The organism is Actinocrispum wychmicini (genome assembly GCF_004345645.1).
Taxonomy (GTDB): domain Bacteria; phylum Actinomycetota; class Actinomycetes; order Mycobacteriales; family Pseudonocardiaceae; genus Kibdelosporangium; species Kibdelosporangium wychmicini.
The window spans coordinates 1,651,854-1,675,911 of record NZ_SLWS01000001.1 but is presented as its reverse complement, the minus strand read 5'-3'; the positions used below and the strand labels follow the sequence as shown (position 1 = coordinate 1,675,911).

At 68.8% G+C, this 24,058-nt stretch carries 19 protein-coding genes; 8 read left to right on the top strand and 11 right to left on the bottom strand.

Annotated features, from left to right (window positions below; translation table 11 throughout):
• Positions 1–66 precede the first annotated feature (66 nt).
• Positions 67–1,005, top strand: a complete 939-nt coding sequence (locus tag EV192_RS08340; RefSeq protein ID WP_132112635.1) for an ATP-binding cassette domain-containing protein — start codon at positions 67–69, stop codon at positions 1,003–1,005.
• A 902-nt stretch (positions 1,006–1,907) separates the two neighbouring features.
• On the top strand, positions 1,908–2,762 hold the full coding sequence (locus EV192_RS08335; protein WP_132112633.1) for an ABC transporter permease: 855 nt from the start codon (positions 1,908–1,910) through the stop codon (positions 2,760–2,762).
• Positions 2,763–2,772: 10 nt separating this feature from the next.
• Here the strand turns inward: EV192_RS08335 and EV192_RS08330 are convergent, their stop codons facing one another.
• Positions 2,773–4,179: an amidase gene (locus EV192_RS08330; RefSeq protein WP_132112631.1), complete on the bottom strand. Its 1,407-nt coding sequence runs from the start codon at positions 4,177–4,179 to the stop codon at positions 2,773–2,775.
• 92 nt (positions 4,180–4,271) lie between these two features.
• Positions 4,272–4,397 (bottom strand): hypothetical protein, encoded by a 126-nt coding sequence (locus tag EV192_RS56740; protein ID WP_279492934.1) that lies wholly within the window; start codon positions 4,395–4,397, stop codon positions 4,272–4,274.
• Positions 4,398–4,484: 87 nt separating this feature from the next.
• On the opposite strand from EV192_RS56740, the gene EV192_RS08325 reads away from it, so the two are divergent.
• A complete protein-coding gene (locus tag EV192_RS08325; RefSeq protein WP_132112629.1) occupies positions 4,485–5,465 on the top strand; it encodes a GlxA family transcriptional regulator in 981 nt (326 codons plus the stop codon).
• Positions 5,466–5,576: 111 nt separating this feature from the next.
• On the top strand, positions 5,577–5,993 hold the full coding sequence (locus EV192_RS08320; RefSeq protein WP_132112627.1) for an SsgA family sporulation/cell division regulator: 417 nt from the start codon (positions 5,577–5,579) through the stop codon (positions 5,991–5,993).
• A 256-nt stretch (positions 5,994–6,249) separates the two neighbouring features.
• Here EV192_RS08320 and EV192_RS08315 read toward each other — a convergent pair whose 3' ends face one another.
• The gene (locus EV192_RS08315; RefSeq protein WP_132112625.1) at positions 6,250–7,452 is read right to left on the bottom strand and encodes a helix-turn-helix domain-containing protein; all 1,203 of its coding nucleotides are present in this window, start codon (positions 7,450–7,452) and stop codon (positions 6,250–6,252) included.
• 543 nt (positions 7,453–7,995) lie between these two features.
• Here EV192_RS08315 and EV192_RS08310 point away from each other — a divergent pair.
• From EV192_RS08310 to EV192_RS08300, 3 genes are read left to right on the top strand one after another with little or no spacing between them, the layout of a single operon-like run.
• Entirely contained in the window at positions 7,996–8,697 is a 702-nt protein-coding gene (locus tag EV192_RS08310) for a hypothetical protein (RefSeq protein ID WP_132112623.1), read from the top strand.
• The gene (locus tag EV192_RS08305; RefSeq protein WP_132112622.1) at positions 8,694–9,242 is read left to right on the top strand and encodes a hypothetical protein; all 549 of its coding nucleotides are present in this window, start codon (positions 8,694–8,696) and stop codon (positions 9,240–9,242) included. The genes EV192_RS08310 and EV192_RS08305 overlap by 4 nt, the downstream gene beginning before the upstream one ends.
• A complete protein-coding gene (locus EV192_RS08300) occupies positions 9,226–10,434 on the top strand; it encodes an MAB_1171c family putative transporter (protein WP_132112621.1) in 1,209 nt (402 codons plus the stop codon). Before EV192_RS08305 ends, EV192_RS08300 begins: the two co-directional genes overlap by 17 nt.
• On the opposite strand, the gene EV192_RS08295 is transcribed toward EV192_RS08300, so the two are convergent.
• A complete protein-coding gene (locus EV192_RS08295; RefSeq protein WP_132112620.1) occupies positions 10,418–10,900 on the bottom strand; it encodes a sigma-70 family RNA polymerase sigma factor in 483 nt (160 codons plus the stop codon). The two genes, EV192_RS08300 and EV192_RS08295, sit on opposite strands and share 17 nt — an antisense overlap.
• Positions 10,901–11,307: 407 nt before the next feature.
• Between EV192_RS08295 and EV192_RS08290 the strand changes: the two genes are divergently transcribed.
• Positions 11,308–13,512, top strand: coding sequence for a helix-turn-helix domain-containing protein (locus EV192_RS08290; protein WP_165960247.1), 2,205 nt, complete (start codon positions 11,308–11,310; stop codon positions 13,510–13,512).
• A 66-nt stretch (positions 13,513–13,578) separates the two neighbouring features.
• Here EV192_RS08290 and EV192_RS08285 read toward each other — a convergent pair whose 3' ends face one another.
• From EV192_RS08285 to EV192_RS08255, 7 genes are all read right to left on the bottom strand, one after another.
• Positions 13,579–13,782, bottom strand: coding sequence for a cold-shock protein (locus EV192_RS08285; protein WP_132112618.1), 204 nt, complete (start codon positions 13,780–13,782; stop codon positions 13,579–13,581).
• 296 nt (positions 13,783–14,078) lie between these two features.
• A complete protein-coding gene (locus EV192_RS08280) occupies positions 14,079–16,730 on the bottom strand; it encodes a helix-turn-helix transcriptional regulator (RefSeq protein WP_132112616.1) in 2,652 nt (883 codons plus the stop codon).
• Positions 16,731–16,811: 81 nt separating this feature from the next.
• Positions 16,812–17,768 carry a LysR family transcriptional regulator gene (locus tag EV192_RS08275; RefSeq protein ID WP_132112614.1) on the bottom strand — a complete coding sequence of 319 codons (957 nt, stop codon included), beginning with the start codon at positions 17,766–17,768 and terminating at the stop codon, positions 16,812–16,814.
• A gap of 371 nt (positions 17,769–18,139) precedes the next feature.
• On the bottom strand, positions 18,140–18,715 hold the full coding sequence (locus EV192_RS08270; protein WP_132112612.1) for a Uma2 family endonuclease: 576 nt from the start codon (positions 18,713–18,715) through the stop codon (positions 18,140–18,142).
• A gap of 102 nt (positions 18,716–18,817) precedes the next feature.
• On the bottom strand, positions 18,818–19,735 hold the full coding sequence (locus EV192_RS08265) for an MBL fold metallo-hydrolase (protein ID WP_132112610.1): 918 nt from the start codon (positions 19,733–19,735) through the stop codon (positions 18,818–18,820).
• A gap of 9 nt (positions 19,736–19,744) precedes the next feature.
• Complete coding sequence (locus EV192_RS08260) at positions 19,745–22,816, bottom strand: UvrD-helicase domain-containing protein (RefSeq protein ID WP_132112608.1); 3,072 nt, start codon at positions 22,814–22,816, stop codon at positions 19,745–19,747.
• Positions 22,817–22,864: 48 nt separating this feature from the next.
• Positions 22,865–23,449 (bottom strand): DUF1707 SHOCT-like domain-containing protein, encoded by a 585-nt coding sequence (locus tag EV192_RS08255; protein ID WP_207925910.1) that lies wholly within the window; start codon positions 23,447–23,449, stop codon positions 22,865–22,867.
• Positions 23,450–24,058 lie beyond the last annotated feature (609 nt).

Sequence of the window (24,058 nt, the reverse complement as noted above, 5' to 3'; positions counted from 1 at the left end):
GGCGAACCCCACTGCGTATCAACTACGCTAAATGGCGTATCGGATACGCAGTATCGAGGAGGGGTCGTGATTGTCGAGGTCACAGGTCTACGCAAGACCTACGGGTCCACAGCGGTGTTGGCCGGGATCGACCTGCGGGTGCCCGCGGGCTCGGTGTTCGCCCTGCTCGGACCGAACGGAGCCGGCAAGACCACCACCGTCCGGATCCTCACCACGTTGACCCGGCCGGACGCCGGGACCGCGTTGGTGGCCGGGCACGACGTGGTCCGCGAGCCGGCCCGGGTCCGCGCCGCCATCAGCCTGACCGGCCAGTACTCGGCAGTGGACGACGAGCAGACCGGCCGGGAGAACCTGGTGATGGCCGCCCGCCTGATGCACCTGGGCCGCGCCCGCGCCCGGCACCGCGCGGACGAGTTACTGGAGCGCTTCGACCTGGTCGACGCCATGACCAAGCGGGTGAGCACCTACTCGGGCGGGATGCGCCGCCGCCTCGACCTGGCCATGAGCCTGGTCGCGAACCCACAGGTGATCTTCCTCGACGAACCCACCACCGGCCTGGACCCAGCCAGCCGAAGCACCATGTGGGACGCGATCAAGGAGCTGGTCCGCGGCGGCACCACGATCGTGCTGACCACCCAGTACCTGGAGGAGGCGGACCGCCTCGCCGACCGAATCGTGGTGGTCGACCACGGCCGGGTCGTCGCCGCCGGCACCGCCGACTCCCTCAAAGCCCAAGTCGGCGGCGACCGCCTCGACCTGACGTTCGACACCCACCCCACCCTCGCCCGCGCCACCAACCTCCTCGGCGGAATCCCCACCGACCAAACCCTCAGCATCCCCTCCGACGGCACCGCCACCCACCTCCACCACGTACTGAACACCCTGCACACCAACAACATCCCCATCCTGCGCGTCACCTCCCACCGCCCCACCCTCGACGACGTCTTCATGGCCCTCACCACAACCACCCAAAGAACCCCGACTCCCCAAGGAACCCTTCGGTGACCGTCATGTCCACGGAACGCCGGCATGACCACCCACCCCAACCCCAGCCCCTCCACTCTCCTCACCCGCTCCCACCTTCACCTCCTCACCACACCAACCCCACCTCGCCGCCCACGCCAACCCCGCCTCCACCCTCTCCCTCCCACTCCACCCTCACCACCCACGCCAACCCCACCTCCACCCTCCACCCTCACCACCCACACCAACCCCACCTCCTCACTCACTCCCTTCACCTCCTCACGCAGGCCAACTCCACGTCGCCACCCACTCCCACCTTCACCTCCTCACCCACGCCAACCCCACCTCTCCTCGCCCAGCCACACCAACTCCACCTCGTACCCTCTCCCACCCACGCCAAACCCCACCCCGCCCACGCACTACCACGGCATCCCCATCTCCTCACCCACGCCAACGCCAACCCCACCTCGCCCACCCCACTCCAGTTCCACCTCCGCCCTCTCCCTCCCACTCCAATTCCACCGCGCCGCCAACCCCACCTCACCACCCACTCCCACCTTCACCTCCTCACGCACGCCAACTCCACCTCTCCTCGCTCAGCCACACCAACTCCACCTCCCATCCACTCCAACCCCAGCCCACCCTCCTCACCCACTCCCACCTCCACCGTCCTCACCCACGCCAACCCCAACCCCGTCTCGCCCAGCCACTCCAGTTCCACCTCCGCCCTCCCTTCCACTCGAACTCCACCGCGCCGCCAACCCCATCCCGCCGCCCACTCCAACTCCACCCTCTCCTCACCCACGCCAACCCCAACACCAACTCGCCCACCCACTACCAGTCCCACCGCCTGCATCAACCCCGACGTCACTCCTCGACGATCGCCCCGTCCACCCGGCACCGCCATCGCCCTCACCACAACCCCAGCCTCCCAAGGAATCGACATGAGCACGCACACCAAAGCCAGCACCACCTCGCCCACCCCAACCGGTTTCGGCGCGACCGTCGCCGGCTCCGGCTCCGCAGTGACCGTTCACACCGGCTTGGGCAACGCCATCAGTGATTCGTTGACCATGATCGGGCGCAGCATTCGGTTGAGTCGTCGCAATCTTCAGACGTTGATCATGTCGATCATGTTGCCGCTGATGATCATGGCGATGTTCGTGTATGTGTTCGGCGGTGCCATCCACACTGGGACGGCGTACGTGAACTACGTTGTGCCCGGGATCATTTTGCTGTGTACGGGTTACGGTGCCGCTTCCACCGCGGTCATGGTCACTGAGGACATGCGGGGTGGGATGGTGGACCGGTTACGTTCGTTGCCCATTCGAAGTTCTGCGATGTTGACCGGCCATGTTGTGGCGAGCGTGACGCGGAACGCCTTGTCCACCACCATTGTCGTCGGCGCGGCGGTCGCGATGGGGTTTCGGCCGACGGGCGGGTTTGTCGACTGGGTGCTGGCGGTCGGGCTGCTGCTGCTTTACGTCGTCGCCTTGTCCTGGTTGGGGGCTGGGCTCGGGGTGATCGCGCGGACGGCTGAGGCGGCGACGGCGTTGAGCTTCTTCATGCTGTTCCTGCCGTACCTGAGTAGCGCCTTTGTGCCGACCGACACCATGCCGTCGTTCCTCCGCGCGATCAGCGACAATCAGCCGATGACGCCGGTCATCGAGACGGTACGGGGCCTGCTGACAGGCACCCCCATCGGTGACCAGGGCTGGGTGGCGTTGGCCTGGGTGGCGGGGATCTTGGTGGTGTCGTTCAGTTTCGCGACATGGATGTACAAACGGCGCACCCGCTGACGAGGGGACATCACCCGCTGAACGGAGGCGTCCGGTCCCGCCAGGGCAGGGCGTCCTCAAGTTGGGCGGCGACGCGGAACAGGAGGTCTTCGCGACCGTAGGGGGCCACGAGCTGCACGCCGATGGGCAGTCCGTCCGCACTCTGGCCGAGCGGGAGGCTGATGGCGGGGTGGCCCGTCACGTTGAACACCAAGGCGAACGGCCCGTGGTCGAAGATCGACGTGAGCCAGCTGTCCACTGTGTGCGACGGATTGTCGTAGGTGAATGTGCCGTGCGGGGCGGGCAGTTGACCAAGTGTGGGGGTGACCAGGATGTCGTAGTCGGTGAAGAACGCGCCGACGGTTCGGCTGACCCGGTGTTGCGCGGCCAGGCAGGCCAACAGGTCCGTCACCTTGAGGTCCCGGACCCAGGCGAGGACCGCTCGGCTCACCGCCTCCAGTTTGTCCGGCTGGGGTGGGCGGGGCGAGGTCAGCCACGGTTCAGCGACCGCCGCCAACTGGCCCTTCAACCCCAGAAAGGCGTCCGCCCAGGAGACTTCCGGGCTGGCGTGCTCGACCTGAAGGCCCAGCTCCGAGAGCACCTTGGCGACCCGAACCGTCTCGGCGGCCACCTCCGGGTCGACCGCGACGCCGGACCAGGCCGTTGTGGACAGTCCCACCCGAAGGGCCTTGGGTGACGCGCCGAGTTCCTGAAGGTACGGCCGTGCGGGCGGTGGCGCCGTGTACTTGTCGCCGACGCCGGGTCCGTGCACGAGGTCCAGCAGGAGCGCGGCGTCCCGGACGGTACGGGTCACGGCGAACTCGCCTGTCATGCCGAAGCCTGGGTCGCCGGAGCCCGGGGCGCCCGTGACCCTGCCGCGGCTCGGTTTCACCCCCACGAGACCGCAACACGACGCCGGGATCCGCAGCGAACCGGCGCCGTCACTGCCGTGCGCGATCGGCACGGCGCCAGCGGCGACCATGGCCGCGGCGCCGCCGCTGGAGCCGCCTACGCCTCGCGAAAGGTCCCACGGGTTGCGGGTGATTCCGTACCGGACACTTTCGGTGGCGTAGCTGATGCACATCTCCGGGACCGTCGTGACCCCGAAGGCCGCCAGCCCGGCCGCGCGGAAGCGGGTCATCAGCTCGCTGTCCTGAGGTGACTTGACACCCTGCAAGGCACGGCTGCCGATGGAGAATTCCACACCGTCCGCGACCGGCCCGAAGTCCTTGAGGAGGAACGGAACTCCGGCCAGGGGGCCGTCGGGGGCGGATCCCAGTGGTGTGTCGAAGATCTGGGTCATGCCGTTGACCCGGTCGTTGGCGGCCACGATCGCGTCCTTGGCGGCGGCGGCCACTTCGGCCGCGCTCACTTCCCCGGACGCGATCAGGTCGCGTAGCCCAATGCCGTCGTAGCGGACGTACTCGTGGTGTCGCACGCCGCGAGGCTCGCTGGAACGCTGGGTGTGCGCAAGCGGAATTCGGGCTGTCCCCAGGTAGTTGCCCGAACGGGCTGGATAGTTCGCCCTTGTCAGTGCGGCCAGAACGCGTCGACGTTGCCGTGCAGCCGGGCACGCGGCTTGGGCATCCGGTGGTGGTTGCGCTCGAGGCCGTATATCACGAGCCCCAGGACCAGGAGTAGCAGCAAAAGTGTCATGGCAGTAATTTTGCGCTGTGACAGTTCCAGACAACAGTGGCAGCACGGACCCTGTACAACAAAATCCTGCCAATCTACTCTGGGAGTGTGCTCAAGACTGTCGCCGTCGTGCTGATCGACGAGTTCGCGCCCTTCGAGTTCGGGGTGCTCTGTGAGGTGTTCGGCGTCGACCGGACCGACGAGGGCGTCCCGCCGATCGAGTTCCGGGTCTGCGCCGAGCGGCCCGGGGTGCCGCTGCGGACCACCGTGGGCGTGCCGCTGACCCCGGACCACGGGCTGGCCGCCCTGGCGGACGCCGACCTGGTGGCCATGCCGGCCGCGAACATCCGCGCCGAGTACCCGCCGGCCGTCCTGGACGCCATCCGCGCGGCGTCGGAGCGCGGGTCGACCCTGCTCACCGTGTGCAGCGGGGCGTTCCTGCTGGCCGCCACGGGCCTGCTCGACGGCCGGCTGTGCACCACCCACTGGCGGCACGCACAAGAGTTCGCGGAGCGCTTCCCCCAGGCGAAACTCGACCCGGACGTGCTGTTCGTCGACGACGGCGACATCATCACCAGCGCGGGCACCGCCGCCGGCATCGACGCTTGCCTGCACTACGTGCGCCGGGAGTTGGGCGCCGGGCCGGCGACCGCGATCGCCCGCCGGATGGTCGTGCCGCCCCAACGCGACGGCGGCCAGCGGCAGTACGTCGAACTGCCGATCCCGGAGTCCACAGGCGACAGCCTGGAGCCGGTGCTCACGTGGATGCTGCACAACCTGGACGCCGAGCACACCGTGGCCGGCCTCGCCCGCCGCGCGCAACTGTCCGAACGGACCTTCGCGCGCAGGTTCGTCGCCGAGACGGGAACGACACCTTTGCGTTGGCTGTCGATGCAGCGCGTCCTGCACGCCCAGCAACTGTTGGAAGAGACCACCCTGAGTGTCGAGGAGGTCGCGCAGAAGTGCGGCTTCGGTGGTGCCGCCCTGCTCAGGCACCATTTCACCCGCGTCGTCGGAGTCGGCCCCAAGGACTACCGGCGTACATTCGCGGCAACCCTTTCGGGCAGAGTTACCGCCACGGTCGAGTGACCGGGACCACTTCCCGACACGTTCGAGTGATCATCTGGGATAACGACGTCAGGTGGTCGATGGGGGGGCGTCTCATCGCCGCAGGGCCACACGAAGCAGGGAGGCAGAGCGATGACTCGCGACGAACACACGGAGATCACCACCACGGTCACGTTCGACCTGGTGTCGGACCACCCGGTCCCCGTCGACGTCGAGCTGCGCTACGACACACGCGACCCGTTCGCCGTCTACGCGCTGTTCGAGCCGGAGGGCGCACGGGCGGTGCAGTGGATCCTGTCGCGTGACCTGCTGGCCGACGGTCTGATCGTTCGCACGGGCGAGGGTGACGTGCGGATGTGGCCGGCGCCGGACGACGCCGAGATGGTGCTGATCGAGTTCGTGACCCCGAAGGGGCAGGCCCGGTTCGAGGCGCTGGCCCAGGACATCGCGGACTTCCTGGACAGCACCTACGAGGTCGTCCTGCCCGGGGACGAGGACAACTGGTTCGACTTCGACCACGAGATCCAGCGGATGATCGCGGCCGGGTAGGACCCCTGACCTCTGGTTTGACTGTGGCCCACCGCACGGCTTGGTCGCGCCGGTCGTTTACGCCCCGCAACACGCCCGACATCGCCCCGAGCACAGCGAAGGCCGGCCCGGAGCGAAGATGTCGGTCGCCTGGGGCGGGGTGGAAATGACCGGCTTAGGCGACCAAGCCCGCCCGAGCGAAGCGAGGGCAATCGAACACGGCCGTTTTCTCCTGGCAAGTTCGGGGATTTGCCAGGGGAAAACGGCCCTTTGCGGGTCAGATCCGCGGCACAGGCACGCCGACGGACGCCAGCTGGCTGTACAACATCCGCACTGACACGTCGTCGCCGTGCTTCGACAGCCTGCGCACCACCGAGGTCAGGCAGATCTGGTCGCGCACCGGACGGATCGGCGCCGTACGCGGCACCACTTGCGAGGCCGTGGCGCAGGCCTCTTCGATCTTCCGCTGGTCGGCCAGGGCCGAGGCCAGCAAGGTGCGGGTGCACAGCCGCACACCCGGCCACCGGTCGCTCAGTTTGACGGCCGTGCGGGCGAACCCTTCGGCCTCTTTCGGCCAGCCGAGGAACCGGAACGACAACGCGCAGCCGGCCGCCAGGTACAGCCGGTCCGTCGGGTCGGTGCTGCCCCGTGCCTCCAAGGACTTCTCTGCCCGGCGCAGGACTGTCAGGCACGTGTCGCGATCGCCCATCATCGCGTAGCAGGCCGCTCCCATCGAGCCGACCTCCACCTGCAGCTGGACCAGCCCGGTGCGTTCGGCCGCCTGCTCGGCCATCCTGATCACCGGCACCGCGGTGTCCAAAGTGCCGTGGAACAACGACTGGAAGCTCAGTGCCGCCAGGATCTCCGCGGACAGCGGGGCCTCGCCGGACCGGCGCGCCAGGTTCAGCGCGATCCGCATCCGCTGGCTGCCCAGCGCCACTTCGCCCTCGTCGTAGGCGTACCAGCCACCACGCAGGTACGACTCCGCCGCGGCCCGGAAGACGTTGTCGTTCGGCGTCTCCGGCTCGTCGGTCATCTCGTTGCCCAGCCAACGGAAAAGCGACCGCATGCCCATCCCCACCTGGTCGTCCGGGCGGCTGACCGTACGCAACGCGTTGAACAGTCCATCGCCGCCGGCGAACTCCGCCGGGCGGGCACCGGACAGCTGGAACCACAGCAGCCGCTGCGGGATCTTCAGCGCCTTGGCCCAACGCTCCAGCTTGTCCAGGTCGTGCACCTGACTTCGGTCCCGTTCGATCCTGCTGATCTGGCCCTGGCTCACCCCCAGCCACTGGGCCACCTCCGCCTGGCCGACGTTGCCGGCGCGGCGGTATTCCCTCAGCAGCTGGCCGAAGTGCCGTTCGGTGGAGGCCGCCCGCATAGGCGCGGCATCCCAGAACTCGTCGGGCCGTGCCGGGGCGCCGGACCGGCTCGACCGCCGGGTCTCGACCCCGTAACCACCTAACTGTTGCTGCTTCATTCAGGCTCCTTCTCGCGGCCGAGGTTCAGGGGTTGCTCAGCACCACCGGAGCGCCATCGGATCGCAGTTCGTCCCGCTCGATCCCCGGGAGGACCAGTCTGAGTACCAGCTTGTCGCCGGCCGGGCCGGCTGCGGGGCGCCGGGCCTGCCTGTCACGGGGCTCTGGTTCTGCCCACGGTTCACGGGTTCGCTCGCACCGGCGAAGTCGGTCATCACAGTCGCGGCAACGGTCGCCGCCGCCAGTCCGGCGACTCCCACCACGATCAGACCCGTGCGTGGCTTTACCGTACGAGCTCGCTGGCGGGTTGCTCTATGCCGTGCACGCATACGGGAACCTCACTATCGGCTCGAATCCTGCAACCTGGTCCTTCAGGGGCGGCGCATATCTCACGACTTCAACTGGCGTAGGAGTTCTAGTGAATCACCCCCAACAGGAGTAGAAATACGCCGACCGGAGCATAGGGCCGCGACGCACAGTGTTCAACCCTTGCCTGTCTGTTTCGAACGAGTACATTGTCGACACCTGTGAGGGAGGAGGGCGACATGACGCGTGTCGGGGAGGGGCTTTTCGCAGCTGTGCTCGACGATCTCTGCCGCCACCCACCGGGACGGCGCAGGCGGCTCAGCAACGTCGAACTGTCCGCCGCGATCCGTGACCGTGGCGGGGACATAGGCCACGCTTATATCGCCCAGCTCCGCAAAGGACAGAAGGACAACCCGACCAGACAGGCCATCGAGGACCTCGCCGGCGCGCTCGGCGTGCACCCCGCGTACTTCGTCGGCGGTCGCCGGGAGTTAGCCGAGGGTGAACGTCCGACGTGGCGACACGAAGCGTTACGCACGCTGTTCGAGACGACGCAGGGCGCGGTGTCGCCGGAGGACGTCGCCGGCGCGATCAGCGCGAACGGCCGCTTCGGCTCGATCTCGGCGAGTTACATCCGCGAGCTGCTCAACGGAGTCAGCGACAACCCGCGACTCAAGCACATCCTCGGCCTGTCCGAGCACTTCGACGTTCCGCCGGCGTACTTCTTCGACGACCGGCTGGCCCGGTGGGTCGACACCGAACGCGCCGACCTGGTGCAGCTGCGGGAGCTCGGCGTGGTCGAGTTCGTCACCCGGCTGGCCGGGAAGGTGCCGGAACTGTCCCAGCAGACCAGGCGGGCCACCATCCAGGCGATCGCCGACGCCCTGGAACCCGGGAAGTACGAGGGCTGGTTCATTCAGCGCGATGGGGACCCCCGATGAACAGACGCACCCGCCGTGCGATGGTCAACCGAATCGCCCGTGAGCTCGACCTGGCACCGGACGCGACCTACCAGGAGGCCGCGCGGCGGGTGTGCGAGCTGATGGGCCGGCACTTGGGCAAACACGTCGAAGTGCGGTTCGCGCCACTGCCGGACGCCCGGCTGACCGGCGTGTCGGCGTTGCTCGCCAACGGCACCTACCTGGTGATCTGCGCGGACTCGCCGCGCTGGTACCACCGGCTGCAGATCCTGCTGCACGAGTTCGCGCACCTGATGCTCGGCCACCAGCCGGTGACCATGAACAAGTCCGAGAGCCTGCGGCGGATGGCGCCGAACCTGTTGCCGCACATGGCCAGGTACCTGGCCGGCCGGACGATCTTCGACGACCACGAGGAGCGCGACGCCGAGGAGCTCGCGGACGAGCTGCTGGAAGCCATCACCGACCACCAGCGGGCGATGGCCGGCGACGGCCTGCCCAAGCACGTGCGGCGGATGGTGGCGTCGTTCGCCCACGCCGACGAGGTCGCGCATGACGTCTACATATGACGTCGTCTTCCTCACCGGCGCGATCATCGGCACGCTGGCCACGACGTTCAAACTGTCGCGGCTGTACCGATACGGCGGCCACCCTCGGTCATGGGCGCTGACGATCACGCTCGCGTACGCCACGGGCACGGCCTTCATGTCCGCGCCGTCGTTCACCACGTGGTTCGACACCTGGACCGGTGTCGGCAACTTCTCCACGTTGCTTGAGGTCTGGTTCGAGTGTGGGTTCGCGTGCGGCGCCATCTCGCTGGTCACGTACTGGCGGTTCGCCGCGAAACGCGCCTGCCAGCTGGTGTGGCGGTTCAGCAGGATCTTCTTCGCGGTGATCGTGCTGCTGACCGCGCTGTTCCTGATGTCGGACGTGCGCGGCAGCGACAAACTGGCCTTCACCACGCAGTTCGGGACCCAGCCAACGGTGGCCGCCTTCGTCCTCGTCTACCTGATCCCGACGACCATCGCGGTGGCGGCGTCGACGCGTGGGTGCGGGCGGGCCGCGAAGGACCCGGACATCGCGAACGTGCCGTGGCTGCGCCGGGTTCTGCGATGCCTGCAGGTGGGCGTCATGTTCGCGTTGCTGCACCTGCTCGGCCAGTTCTTCGCGCTGGCGTCGGTGTGGTTCGAATGGCAGTACGTCGAATGGGTGCCGCCGGTGATGTCCGGGCTGTCCGTGCTCGGGTTCGTGCCGGGCGCGATCGCGGCCGTCCTGCCCGGGGTGGAACGGCTCCGCCCGCAACTGGGCCTGTGTGCCGAACGCTGGCACGTGTTCACCCTGCTGCGGCCGCTGCACCGGGCGTTGCGGTTCGTGAACCCCGAGGTGGTGTTCGTGGCCAAGGGCAAGAAGTTCTCGCCGCACCACCGGGTCCGCCGGCAGATGCTGGAGCTGAGCGAGTGGCGGTGGGCGCTGGCACCCCGGTTCGACCCGACGGTCCGCGCGACCGCGGAACGCATCGGCGTCGGCTGCGGCCTGTCCGGCGACGAGCTGCTCGCGACCGTCGAGGCGGCCCAGCTCAAGGCCGCGATCCACGCCGGACGCGAGTCCGACACCGTCATGGTGGAGGCCACCACGGACGGGTCCGGTTTGGACAGCGAGTACGCGTGGTGGGTGGCGGTGGCCAAGGCCTTCCGGGACTCACCGGTAGTGACCGCCGCGCTCGCGCAACCGCGGCGGTTCTCGGTCACACCCGGTCGCTGAGTGACCGGCGCAACGCCCGAACACCGTGGTACATCCGGGACTTCACGGTCCCGGGCGGCACCCCCAGCATGGCCGCGACCTCGTTGACCGTCCGGCCCCGCAGGTAGGTCTCCAGGATCACCTCGCGCTGAGCGGCGGGCAACCGCTCCAACGCCCGGTGCACCACCATGGACGACACTGTTTCCTCGGCCGGGTCGGGCACGCTGACGTAGTCCTCGTGCGCCTCCTCCACCTCGAACGGCCGAGCCCGCCGATGCCTGCGGTCGTCGATGACCACCCGCCGCGCGACCGTGTACATCCACGCCCGCAACAACTGTGGCCGCGGGTCGAGCCTGCCCGCGTTGCGCCACGCCCTGATCAGGGTCTCCTGGACGACGTCCTCCGCCCACTGCCGGTCATAACCGGTGAGCCGCATGGCATACGGCATGAGCGAAACGCCCATCTCCTGATACCGCACGTGCCCCATGCCCCCATGCTCTGGGCCCGCCCGCCGAGGGTCCACCCCATACGCCCACAACGCATACCTGGGGAGGGGGACCGGGGAAAGACCTGGTCACCAAGTCCGTCCGAGCGGAGCGAGGACAGTTAGACGGGGAGGGGCCTGCTGACCCGGTTCGGGGGTGAAACCGGGGCGAGCCCCTCCCGCGATGGGCGGCAGGTGCTGGGGACACCGAATGCCGCGCCGGCCGCCTCCCCACCGTCCCGGACAAGAAGGCGCCGTCCATCAAGCGTGTGTGATCGGCGTCGGTACTACTACCGTTGCCATCAGGCATGGCCGGTTGGCACGCTTGTGCTTTCAACTATCGCTCGGCCGGGTCGTGGGTGGCAGGGTTTGCTCGTTGCCTCGGCGATTGGCAACTGGATGGGGGCGGGATGACCAGTGCGTTCGGCAGCCGGTTACGGCAGGCCAGGCAGGCGGCCGGCTGGTCACTGCGCGAACTGGCCGGTCGGGTGCACTACAACACCGGGTATCTGAGCAAGATCGAGAACGGTCTGCGGCCGGCGTCGGTGGAGCTGGCGAAACGGTGTGACGAGGAGTTGGGCACCGGCGGCGCCCTGGTCGAACTGGTCCCCCGGGTGCTGCCGAAGTCGAACCGGCCGACCCCGCGGCAGCTGCCCGCGCACGACCCGAGGGTGGTCGGCCGGGTCGACGACCTGCGGGCGCTCGACCGAACCCTGGACAGCGACCGGATGACGATCGCCGTGATCAGCGGGACCGCCGGGGTCGGCAAGACCACGCTGGCGCTGCACTGGGCGCACCGGATCCAGTCCCGGTTCCCGGACGGCCAGCTGTACGCGGGCATGCGCGGCTTCGGGCCGCAGGCACCGCTGGACACCGGCCGGGTGCTGCGCGGCTTCCTGCAGGACCTCGGGGTGGCGCCGCAGGCGGTTCCGGCCGAGGCGGACGAGCGGGCGGCGATGTTCCGCAGCCTGCTGGCCGGCCGGCGGATCCTGGTGATGCTGGACAACGTCCGGGACAGCGAGCACGCCCGGCCGCTGCTGCCGGGCAGCTCGACCTGTGCGGTCATCATCACCAGCCGGGACCGGCTGGACGGCCTGGTGGCCGCGACCGGCGCGCATCGGCGGTGTCTTGACCTGTTCACCGTCGCGACGAGCAAGGAGCTGCTGGCGACGCGGCTGGGCGAGCGCAGCGTGGCCGCCGAACCGCATGCCGCGGCGGAACTGGCGAAGTTCGCCGCGGGCCTGCCGCTCGCGTTGAGCGTCCTGGCGTCGCGGATCAACCCCGCTTTTCGCACACCGCTTCAGGATCTTGTCGACGATTTACAGACCACCCGGCTGGACGGGCTGAACGGCGGCGACGACCTTGATCTGCGGACCGTGTTCTCGTGGTCCTGTCAGCGGCTCAGCGCGGGTGGCGCGCGGCTGTTCCGGTTGCTTGGCGTGTATCCCGGGCCGGACATCGGCATGCACGCGGCCGCCGCGCTCACCGGCACGGACCTCGGTCGCGCCCGCCGGGACATCGCCGAACTCGTCCGGGCGCACATGCTCGCCGAGCACCGGCCCGGTCGGTTCGGTTGCCACGACTTGTTACGCGTGTACGCCACCGAGCAGGCCCAACAGGACGAGCCCGCAGCGGAGCGCAGGGCGGCGGTCAGCCGCGTGCTCGACCATTTCCTGTTCAGCGCGGTCGCCGGGGACCGGCATCTGTACGGCAGCCAGTCCGGGATCGAACTGGACGTGCCCGTCGCCGGTGCCCGGCCGCGGGACCTCGCCGACTACGGCAAAGCCGTGCGATGGTTCGAAGAGGAACACCAAGTGCTGATGGCGTGCGTGCAGCACGCCGCCGACGACGGCTGGGACGTGCACGCCTGGCAACTGCCGCGGGTGCTCGAAGGCTATCTCCGGTTACGCGGGCACTGGCAGGACTGGGTGCACGCGCAGCACATCGGCCTGGCGATCGCCGAACGTGCGGGAAGTGAAGCGGCGCAAGCGGACGCGCACCGCTCGCTCGCGCAGGTCTACTACAGCCTCTGTGAGTACGGCCAGACCGAGATCCACGCCGAACGTGCGATCGAGCTGTACGGCAAAGTCGGTGACCGCGCCGGGGAAGCGTTGGCACACCGGCACTTGGCGTGGGCGTACCAGGACAAAACCGACTACCAGCGGGCGATGTTCCACCACCGGCAGGCACTCGCGTTGTTCCGGTGGAGCAGGCACGGGCTGGGTGAGGCGAGCAGCCTCAACGGTCTGGGGTGGACGACCGCGCATCTCGGCGACTACCACGCCGCGCTCGGGCTGTGCCGGCAAGCGCTTTCGCTGGCGGAGAAAACCGGTGACCGGCACCTGCAGGCGGCCATTCACGACAGCCTCGGCTATGTCCACCACCGGTTGGGCGCACCGGGCGAAGCCTCGGCGAACTACCGGATCGCGATCGACGCTTTCCGGGAGTTGGGTTCCTCGTACTACGAGGCCTTGTCGCTCAACAACCTCGGTGACGTTCAGCTGGACGAGCTGGACACCGAGTCGGCCACCAGGTCATGGCGGGCCGCCAAGGCCATTCTGGACTGCCTCAATCACCCCAGAGCGGCCGAGGTGGCCGCGAAACTCGAACGGTAGAGACTTCGTCTCCGGCGGGATGGGCCCGCGCTCGAAAGGCGCGGACCCATGCCACGAAGTGCTGGGTCAGATCGCTCGCACCTGCTGGGCCTGCGGGCCCTTCTGGCCCTGGCCGATCTCGAACTCAACACGCTGGCCCTCGTCCAACGACCGGAAGCCCGTGCCCTGGATCTCCGAGTAGTGCACGAACACGTCGGCGCCGCCGCCGTCCTGCTCGATGAACCCGAAGCCCTTCTCGCCGTTGAACCACTTAACGGTGCCTTGCGCCATACCACTATCTCCCTGAAAGACAGCCCAGGTCTCCACAGCGAAGACCCGCGACCGCTATCCATACTGCCATCAGCGAGCGACCAAGGCATAGCTGGCCAGGCCATTTGATCGAAAAAGTACATCTGACCTGGGAGAATGCCCGCACAGAGCGGCAAAGGTACGCGATCCGGTCCAAATCCGGGGCGATCGGCGACGCCGTCGGGCCCCGGATCGCGCTCCCGTTAGCCCGTTCGGGATCCATTGTCGACATTGTCGGCGCGGACGCCGATTCCGTTGGGACGCGACGTGAACATTCTTCATTCCGGCTGATCCGCATCCGGCCCCTGGCCCCGCAGCGCGGCGGCGAGCTGCGGCCGGCCGGCGATGCCCAGCTTGCGATAAGCCTTGGTCAGGTGCTGTTCCACGGCACGCTGGGTGACGTAGAGCTCGGCGGCGATCTCCCGGTTCGTCTGCCCGCGTACGGCCATCGAAGCCACGCACATCTCCTGATCGGTCAACGCGCACGAGTCCCGGCGGGACCGCCGGCCGCCCGCGGCACGCAACTCGTTCGCCGCCATGGTCATGATCGGCACCGCGCCGCACGCCTTCGCCAGATCGTGCGCGCGCCGGTATACCGCCCGTCGGTCGGCCTGCGGCAGCACACCGCCCCAGCTCAGCAACGACCTGGCCAGCTGCAACCGGGCCGTCGAGTTGTTCAGCACCCGCACGGATTCCGCGACCAGATCGTTGTCCTTGGCGGCCAGCCCGGCCACCCGCAACGCGCCGCCGAGCGCCCTGGGCCGGCCCCACCGCCGGGCCAGGGCGACCTCCTCCTCGGCCAGTCGCAGCGCTTCGGCCGGCCGGCCGAGCGCCAGGTACTGCTCGGCGGCGTGCGACCGCCACGCCGTCCCGCCCGGGTTCAGCACACCGCGCTTCGCCAGCCGCCGACCGCACTCCAGCAGATCGAGCAACGCGCCACCGTGGTCCCCGAGCCGCGACCGCACGATGCCGCGGTGGTACAGCACTCGATCGAACCGACGTGCCTCCGGCACAGCCCCGTCCAGCCGGTGCGACGCGAAGAGTTCGTCGGCGCGGCCGGGTTCGCCCATCTCCGCCCAGGTTGAGCACAGCCCGGTGACAGCCAGCGTGACCACTCGCTGCCGGCCCAGCCTGAGCTGGTCGAAGATGCGTAACGCGGCCAGTCCGGCCGACTCCGCGTCGGCCAACCGGCCGGCGCGCAGGTACAGATGGGTCCGCAGGGACTGGATCTGGGCCGTCGCGACCGGAACCTCCCGGCTGGCGGTGGCCGCGAACGCGTCCTCGCAGAGTTTCAGCGCCAGGTCCAGCTCGTCCGCGATCATCAGGGTGATCACGAGGTGGGTGAACGTGGCCCGGTCGATGATGTCGCCGACCGCGCCCGCCACCAGCCGCGCCGGCGCCGCCTTGGCCAGGATCGCCGCCCGGCCCGGGTCGTCGCCGCGCAGGCAGTCGCGGAACGCCAGCAGGGCGGACAGGAAGAGCTCGTTCTTGGCCGACATCGCCGGCTCCGCCCGCAGTTGGGCGAACCGGCCGGGCAGCTCCTCGTCGACGCACGACTCCTCAAGGATCAGCCTGGTCGCGTACAGCCGCAGGGTGTGGCCGAGGTCCCGGTCGAGCCCGGCGACGGACGCGGTGGCCTGGTCGAGGGTGGCGACCGCGCGGCCGCGGTCCTGCCGCTCCGCGATCTCGTAGGCGAGGGTCAGGGTCAGCCTTGCCTCCTCCACCGGATCGGTGACCTGGGCGCGGGCCCGTTTGAGCGACTCGAACGCCGCGTCCGGGTCGAGATGGCTCTCCAGCGTGCCCAGCTCAGCCAGGACCTCGGCGCGCAACCCGTCGTCGGGCAACGGTTCCTGCAACAGCCGCCGGAGGTAGCGGACAGCCCGGTCCGGGCTGCTCTCGCCGCGTGCGGCCGTTCTCAGCGCCTGTACGGCCCACTGCTGGCCGATCGGCGCACTGGCGAGCAGGTGTTCGCCGGCGGGCTCACCGCGGCGGTGCAGGTACCGCGCGGCGCGATTGTGCGCGGCCTCGCGTTCAGGGCTCGTCATCGTGTGCAGCAACGCCATGCGGGCGATCGGGTACGTCATGGCGAGCGGTTCGTCGCCGACGAAGCCGAGGTCGGCGAGCTGCCGGGCGGCGGCCGTGGCGACCTTGACGTCCAGGCCGGCGACCTCCGCGGCCAGCGTGATCCCGGCCGACCCGAGCAACGCGACCGCCTTGGCCATGGCGACCAGGTGCGGGCCGTAGCCGGCGAGCCGCGGGACGAGGCTGTTGGCGACCGTGGCCGCGGCCAGCTCGATCCCCTCCACGGTCCTCGGGGCTGACGCGGCCAGCAGTTCCCTGAGCAGGTACGGGTTGCCGCCGGTGGCGAGGTAGCAGGCGTGCACGTACTCGTCCGGGGCGTCGCCGATCATCCGCGCGCACCCGCCGGGATCCAGGCCGGTCAGCCGGATCCGCTCGACCGGCCCGGTCAGCTCGTTGACCAGGCTGGAGCGGACCGGGCCGCAGGTGAACACCATGGTCACCGGCAGGTCCGCCAGGCGGCGGCGCATGAACGACAGCCAGCGCAGGGACGGTTCGTCGGCCTTGTCCACGTTGTCCACGCCGATGAACACCGGCTGGTGGGTGGCCAGGTTGCGCAGGTAGCGGGACAGGTAGCGCAGGGCGCGGTGCATGTCGGTCAACTCGAAGTCGTCGAGCTTTCCGGCGAACAGCTGGTCGACCACGCCGAACGGGAAGTCCGACTCGGACATCGACCCCTGCGCGATCAGCACCCGAAAGCCGCCGGTGTCCGCCTGGCGCGCCATTTCGGCCAGCAGAGTGGTTTTCCCGGTGCCCAACTTCCCTTCGACACAGGTGATCCGCTGCCGGTTGTCCCGGGCCGCTGCCCGCAATTCCGCCTGGCCATTTCGAGCGTCCAGAACATCGGTCATAACATACCCCCGGAGGTAAGTAAAAGAATGATATCACCGACCCCATTAACCGGTACCCAACAAATTGCCATAACTCTGCGATTATGATTGGTCACCCTCGCGCGAACTCCACCACTTGGCGTACACCGGGGACGCCCGCATGACCTCCAGGTACCTCGCGAGCATGCGCTCGTAAACCTGGTCGGCGACCGGCGCCACCGGCGAGTCGCCGCGCCAGGCCACCATCAGCCGCCGGTAGTGCGGGTTGCCCGCGATCGGCCGCAACACCACCTCACCCTGCGGCTGTGACGTGGGAAAATAGCACCCGATCGCCTCGCCGGCGGAGATCAGCAGGCCGGCCGCGATCGAGCTGGCGATGCGGTGGCGGACCTGCGGGACGAACCCGGCGGCGCCGCACGCGAGGCGAAAACTCGCCAGGCCGCCGGCCTCGTCGTCCGGCGGCAGCACCCAGTCCGCCTCGGCCAGGTCGGCCAGGACGATCTCGTCCTCGGCGGCCAGCGGGTGGCTCGCCGGCAGGCCGATGAAGAACGGCTCGGTGACCAGCACCCGGTGCTCGATGCCCGGCCCGAGGTAGATCGGGTACCGCGGGAACTCGTGCAGCACGGCGACGTCGGCGTTGTTGGCGCCGAGCGCCTCGATCACCGGACGGACCTCCGGGTGGATCCAGCTGGACACCTCGGGCGCCGCCATGACCTCCCGGATCACGGTGACCAGCGCCGGTGTGTGCCGGTTGTCGATACCCGCGACCCGGATGACCGGCTCGTGCGCGCGGGTGGTGAACTGCTCGCCGGCCGCACCCAGCCGGTCGAATCGGTCGACCAGGTCCCGCGCCTCGTCGATGAACTGCTGGCCGAGCTCGGTGACCACGATCCCGTCCCGGCCGCGCCGGAACAGGTGGCCGCCGACCTCACGCTCGATGCGCTGCAGCTGCGACGACAGACCGGGCTGGGTGACCTGCAGAATCGCGGCGGCCCGGCTGATCGAACCGGCGTCGGCCACCGCGAGCACCGTCCGCAGGTGCCTGATCTCCAGTCGCATGCATCCACTCCACCTCCGAAGGTGTTCGCCTTCGCAATCGGACGCTTCGGTCGCCCCGAACACAGTATGCGAAACGCCGGTGAATTCCCAAACCGTCCTTGTGCGCGCGGAACATCAGGGTAACGTCGCCTCTGGCACCCGTTCGCGGGAGAAGTCGAATAGTTCGATGGCTTGCCGATCTTTGTGATGGATTCCTGTTCGACCGGGACGGAACAATCGGCCAGGACAACGAGCCGATCCCGTTCATCCCGAAAACAGTCGAACTGCTGCCCGCGGTGGCCTATATGTCCGCCAACGCCACCATGACCCCAATCCCGGTGGCGGAAATGCTGGCCCGCGCGGGGGTAGTGGCTCGCATCGCGACCGTTCGGCTAGTGCAGTGCGGTCAGGTCGATGCTGACGGAACGTTCCAGCTCGACCTCGAGCTTGGACTCGTAGACGCCGGTGATGTCGTACCGACTCGCGCCGGGCGGCAGCTCATGGACGTAGACCGTCACCACGTCCTCGCCGCTCGCCGGCCCTTCGACCCGCCAGTAGTACGGGACACCCGCCTCGGCGTACGCGATCGGCTTCGACCCGCGGTCCTCCTTGCGCGACCCCTGGGACACCACCTCCACGACCAGCAGGACGGCGTTCCCTGGGACTGGGCGGGTGGTAAGCGGCAAGGCGGCGGGGAAGACGACGATGTCGGGGGCGACGTAGTCCAGCGGGTTCTCCGCCAGCATCACGTCGATGTCGACCTCCAGCTGCCAGCCGGCGGGCAGCTGGCCCTCCAGCGCGGCGGCCAGCCGGCGCGCGATCCGCTGGTGGACCGGCAGGGGACTCGGGTTCACGATGAGAGCTCCGTCTAGGACTTCCACGCGGTAGTCCTCGGGCAGCCGCTGGACGTCACGCAACGTCCATCCGCCCGCGCGCCGGATCAACCAGTCTTGAGGCAGGGCTGTCATGTGAGCTCCCTCCGCGTGCCAACGATACCGGACCAAGTGCCCTGCCTGGGCGAATTGCCTGGTGAGGAGGCTAACGACAGGCACCGACAATTCCGGACGGGGCTACAGGGCGCAGTGCAGGGGGCCGTTGTTGTACGTGACGGCGTCGGTGAGGGCGGCGGCCAGGTCCATGGGGGTGTTGGTGCGGTCGGCGTAGGCGCGGTGCAGGTTGAGGACGATCCGTTCCGGGTCTGGGAGGGTCGCGAACTCGCCGAGGTCGCAGTCCTTGGCGGCGTCGAGTGGGGTGCGGCCCTGGGCGATTCCGGTGGCGGCGGTGGACTGGACGAATTCGTAGTAGCGGGTGTGGGTGTCCAGGACGTCGTTGAAGGTCTCGTCGGTGAGCAGGGGGCCGTGGCCGGGGACCACGGACCGGGCGGGGAAGGACCGCAGCCATTCCACCGAGCGCCGAGCGCCGTCGACCGAACCCATGAACACCAACGGGGTCACCTGGTGGAAGACCAGGTCGCCGGTGAAGAGCACCTGCTGTTGCGGCAGCCAGGCGACGACGTCGCCGACAGTGTGGGCGGTGTAGCCGGGGTGGTGGAGTTGGACCTCGGTGGTGCCCGCGTAGAGGGACATGGTGTCCCGCAGGGTCGCTGTCGGCGGGCGGATGTCGTCGATCTCCCAGTTGGGGGTGGGCGACCAGATCGGTGGGGTGTTCTTCAGCAGGAAGTCGGCGAGCAGGCCGTCGCGGGTGTTCTGGTGGGCGACGATCGTGGTGGACGCGGGCAGTAGCGCGTTGCCGTACGTGTGGTCGCCGTGGAGGTGGGTGTTGACCGCGGTGCGGATGGTGGCGTTTCCTGTCGCCGCGGCGACGGCTTCGAGGAACAGGGTTGTCCGGCGGCGGGTCGCGCAGGTGTCGATGAGGACGATGTCGTCACCGTTGTGCACCGCTCCCGCGTTGTTGAGCCACCATGAGCCGTCTGGTTGGACCCATGCGTGGACGCCGGGAACGACTTCACGCAGACCTGGCTCGCTCATGGCCCCAACCTAGAGCAACCGGAGTTGGCGGCTCCGCCTGGATGTTCGGCCGGCGAGCCGTTCGACCAGGGAATCGTCCAGTGACCGCAGGAACGGCGAAGGTGCGCCACGACGTTGCGCGTGGCTGAGGTACAGGTGGTTCTGGGCGCGGCTGATGCCCACGAAGAACAGCCGGCGTTCTTCGTCAGGTTCCTCGGCCCACTGCATCGGTAGCAGGCCGTCGGCGCAGCCGATGATGAACACCACCGGGAACTCCAGTCCCTTGGCGGCGTGCAGGGTGAGCAACGAGATCCGGTTCGCCCTGGGGTCCCAGGTGTCCACCTCGGCGCCCAGCGACAGCTCGGCCAGGAAGCTCTCCGGAGAGTGCCGAAGAGCCAGCGGCTGCAACAGTTCAAGGGCGTCCTGGACGGTGTCCGCGAACTCCTCGGGCACCTGCTGGGCCGCGCGGCGCAGCAACGCGGGCGTGGCGTCCTGCGCGACGACGAAGTGCTTCACCAGTTCCTGGACGCCCGGATGCCCGGCCAACGGCGAATGCGACCGCTTCTGGAACGGCAGTCCCTCCCGGGACAGCGCCTCCATCACCGGACGGGCCTGCGCGGCCGTCCGGTACAGCACCGCGATGTCGTCAAAGGACAGTCCACCTTGGACACCGTCGCCGGCGACCCGGCCGGAGTCCCTGGCGTGGAACGACGAACCGCCCAGCAACTCCTCGATGGTCTGCACCACGAACTGGGCCTCGGCCTCCTCGTCGGCCGCCGGGTGGATGCCGATCCGGTCGTCGGTGGCCGGCCGCATCGCCTGCAGCTCCCGGTCCGGCACCAGGGTGGCCGGCCGGACCGCGGCCACCGCGCCGGCCACGATCACCGGGCTCGACCGGTAGTTGCGGGTCAGCTGGACCGTCCGCGCGGTCGGGAAGTCCCGCTGGAACCGCAGGAAGAACCCGACGTCGGCGCCGCGGAACGAGTAGATGGCCTGGTCCGGGTCGCCGATCGCGCACAGGTTGCCGGTCGGCGGCGTGAGTTCCTGCAACAGCCGGTACTGCAGCTCGTCGACGTCCTGGTACTCGTCCACGCAGATCCACTTGTACCGGGCGCGGTAGTGCTCGACCAGGTCGATCTGCCGGGACAGCAACGTGACCGGCATCGCCAGCAGGTCGTCGAAGTCGACCAGGTCTCGGCTGTGCATGGCTTTGTCGTACCGCTCGACCAGGCCGATCAGGTCGCCGTCGATCTCGTCGCCGATCGGCAGCTCGCCGGCGGCGGACGCGGCCAGCCGGGCGGCGAACATCCGCTTCACCCGGGAGATGTCCTGCAACGCCTTGCGCACCGACGAGTCGCCCAGGATCTCGCGCAGCACCGCGATCCGGGTCGGTTCGTCGGCGACCGCGAAGTCCGGCGCCAGGCCGAGCACCGCGTGCTGCTCGCGCAGGACCTGCAGCCCGAACTGGTGGAACGTGGCCACGTTCACGTCCCCGTCCACCAAGGCGGCCAGGCGCTCGCGCATCTCCTCCGCGGCCCGCCGGGTGAAGGTGATCGCCAGCACGCTCCCCGGATCCACGCCGTGGTCGATCACCAGGTGCGCGATCCGGTGCGTCAACGTGCGCGTCTTACCCGTGCCCGGCCCGGCCACGATCAGCAGCTGACCCTCCACAACGGACGCGGCAGCCCGCTGGTCCGGATCCAGCCCGTCCAGCAACGCACCGGGAACCGGTGCCACGACCGGCTCCTCGATCGGTTCGTCCACAGTGGACGGCTGCACCACGCGGCGCGGAACCACCACCTCGTCGACCGCGGGCATGTCGAACAGGCCAGGGGTGTCCATGGTCGGCGCGGCCGTCTCCCCGGGCGCGAACACCGAGATCGTGCCGTACTCGCCGTCGAAACCTGGATCGCAGCGGACCTGCCCGGCCCGCAGCCGCGTGATCGCCTCGTGCACCAACGGGGTGCGCGCGGCCTTGATCTCGTCCAGCGGTACTTCCAACAACATCGGCAACTCCGGGCCGAGCGTGCCGACCAACTCGGTGACCGCGCTGGCCACCGCCTTGCTCTTCGGCCCCACCTTGAGGATCTCGCCGACGATCTCCGGCAACGGCACGATGCTCCACGTCGATCCCGCGTTCGCCGGCCGCACACCGCTGTCCCGGTCGGCCAGCTCCTCGATCCGGTGCAGCACACCCACTGTGAGCGGCTTCCGGCACTCCGGGCACAGCAGGTTGTGCTTCCGGGTGTCGGCCGGTTCCATCCGGACGTCGCACTTCCTGTGCCCGTCAAGGAAGTACTTGCCCTCCTCGGGGAACATGTCGACGGTCCCGACATACCCGGGGCCGTCGCGCAACGCGTCCCGGAGCGCGAAGTAGCTCAGCTCGGTGTCGAACACCGTGGCGTTGCGGCCGAGAATGGGCGGCGAGTGCGCGTCGGAGTTGCTGACCAGGGTGTAGGAGTCCAACCGGGACACCCGCCAGTTCATGCTCGGGTCGCTGGACAGGCCGGTCTCCACGGCGAAGACCTCGTCGGCGAGGTCGACGTAACAGTCCGCGACCGCGTCGAACCCGGACTTCGAGCCGAGCACGGCGAACCACGGCGTCCATACGTGCGCCGGCACCAGGTACGAGCCCTCGCCGGACTCCAGCGTGATCTCCAGCAGGTCACGCGAGTCCAGGCCGAGGATCGGCCGCCCGTCCGAGCCGAGGTTGCCGATCTTGGCCAACGCGGCGGTGAACTTGTCGGCGGCCTCGAACGACGGCACGTAACAGAGGTGGTGGACCTTGCGGGTGCGGTCGTCGCGCTTGTAGATGGTGGAGATCTCCACCTCCAGCACGAACCGGACCTCGCCGTGGCAGGTCGGCGGCAGCTTGCGCAGCACTTCCGCGTCCACGTCGTCGCGCAGCTTGAACAGCCCCGGCTCGGCCGGCTGAAGGGTCTCCCGCAGCTCCCGCGCCCAGGCGGGATGGGTGAAGTCGCCCGTGCCGAGCACGGTGATCCCCTTGCGCCGCGCCCACCACGCCAGGTTCTCGACGTCACAGTCACGACTGCAGGCCCGGCTGTACTTCGAGTGCACGTGGAGGTCAGCGTAATAACGCACCGCCGGATACTGCCATGCCCGCCATTCACCCCGCGCGAGGCACGCGGATCAGTGGTCCCGGGAGTGCTTGATCTTGAGGTGGCCCATCCCGACCTTGGCGTGCACGTGCAGGACGGGCATGGCCGGGTCGGCGGGGTCGGTCGCCTTGTTCACCGCGTGGCCCATGCTGGTGGTGACCTCCTCCATCCGGACCAGCCAGCCGCGCGGCACGATCACCGTGATGTGCCCCGACCCGCAGGTCGCACGCAGCGTGACGTCCTTGTGCGAGCACCGCGCGTGCGTGAAGTCGATCTGGACGTTGCCCATCGTGCACTCCGCGGTGATGCTCCTCGGCACCACCCAGTCGCCGTTCTGCTTCACCGAGCCGGACCGGGTCCTCAGCACCATCGGCTCGTCGACGGAGACGACCTCGGTGTGGACGACACCGGGCAGGTCGATCACGACGCTGTTCAACTCACCGCGGGTGCGCGAGACCAGCGCCCGGTCAGTACGTTCGGTGAACTCGTCGAGCGTCAGCATGCCGAGCGCGACCGCCTTCTGGAGCAAGCCCGTGACGTGCTCACGCTCGGCGTCGGACACCCGGAGGTTCTTCGGGTCATACGCCTGCGGCTCAAGCTGACTGTTCTCACCCACCGAACCACCGTATCCGAGCGAGCGCCGCGCCGGGCGGTATCCCAGCCGCTTTGTGTCCCACGAAGCGGTCTCCACGTCGCCCGGACGCCGCGATGATCTTGCACGTTCCACGTGGATCAGCGCTGCCGCTCGTCCAACGGTTGAGCCATCTCAACCCGTCGTCGCGCGGGGTAGGTGCTACCGCGTGGTTTTGCTGACGGCGCCGCTGACGTAGAGCATGTCGCCCATGTATGTCGTCGTCCTTCAGCAGCGGAAGGTTGTTGGCGGCGAACAGGTCTCGGATGCTGATTCCGATCGGCGCCCAGCCACGGTCGGTCAGGGTAGGGAGCCGCTTCGTTGCGCTCGCCGAAATATCGCGGCCTCGCCATGTCGGGATCGAAGCTGTGTCGCCACCGCCCGCGGCGCCCACCAGCAGGCCGAACTGGTGCGAATGCACGCCACCGGCGACCACACCATCGCCGAACTGACGGAGGTGCTCTCCGTCGGCCGCGCCACCGTGCACCGGGTCCTCGATCCCGCCGACAGCCCCTCGCTTTCCCGGGTCTTCGGTAGTGCGGGTCCCTCACCGAGGTCTTCCGAATCGCCGCCGCTGTTACTTCGCTGGAGTCC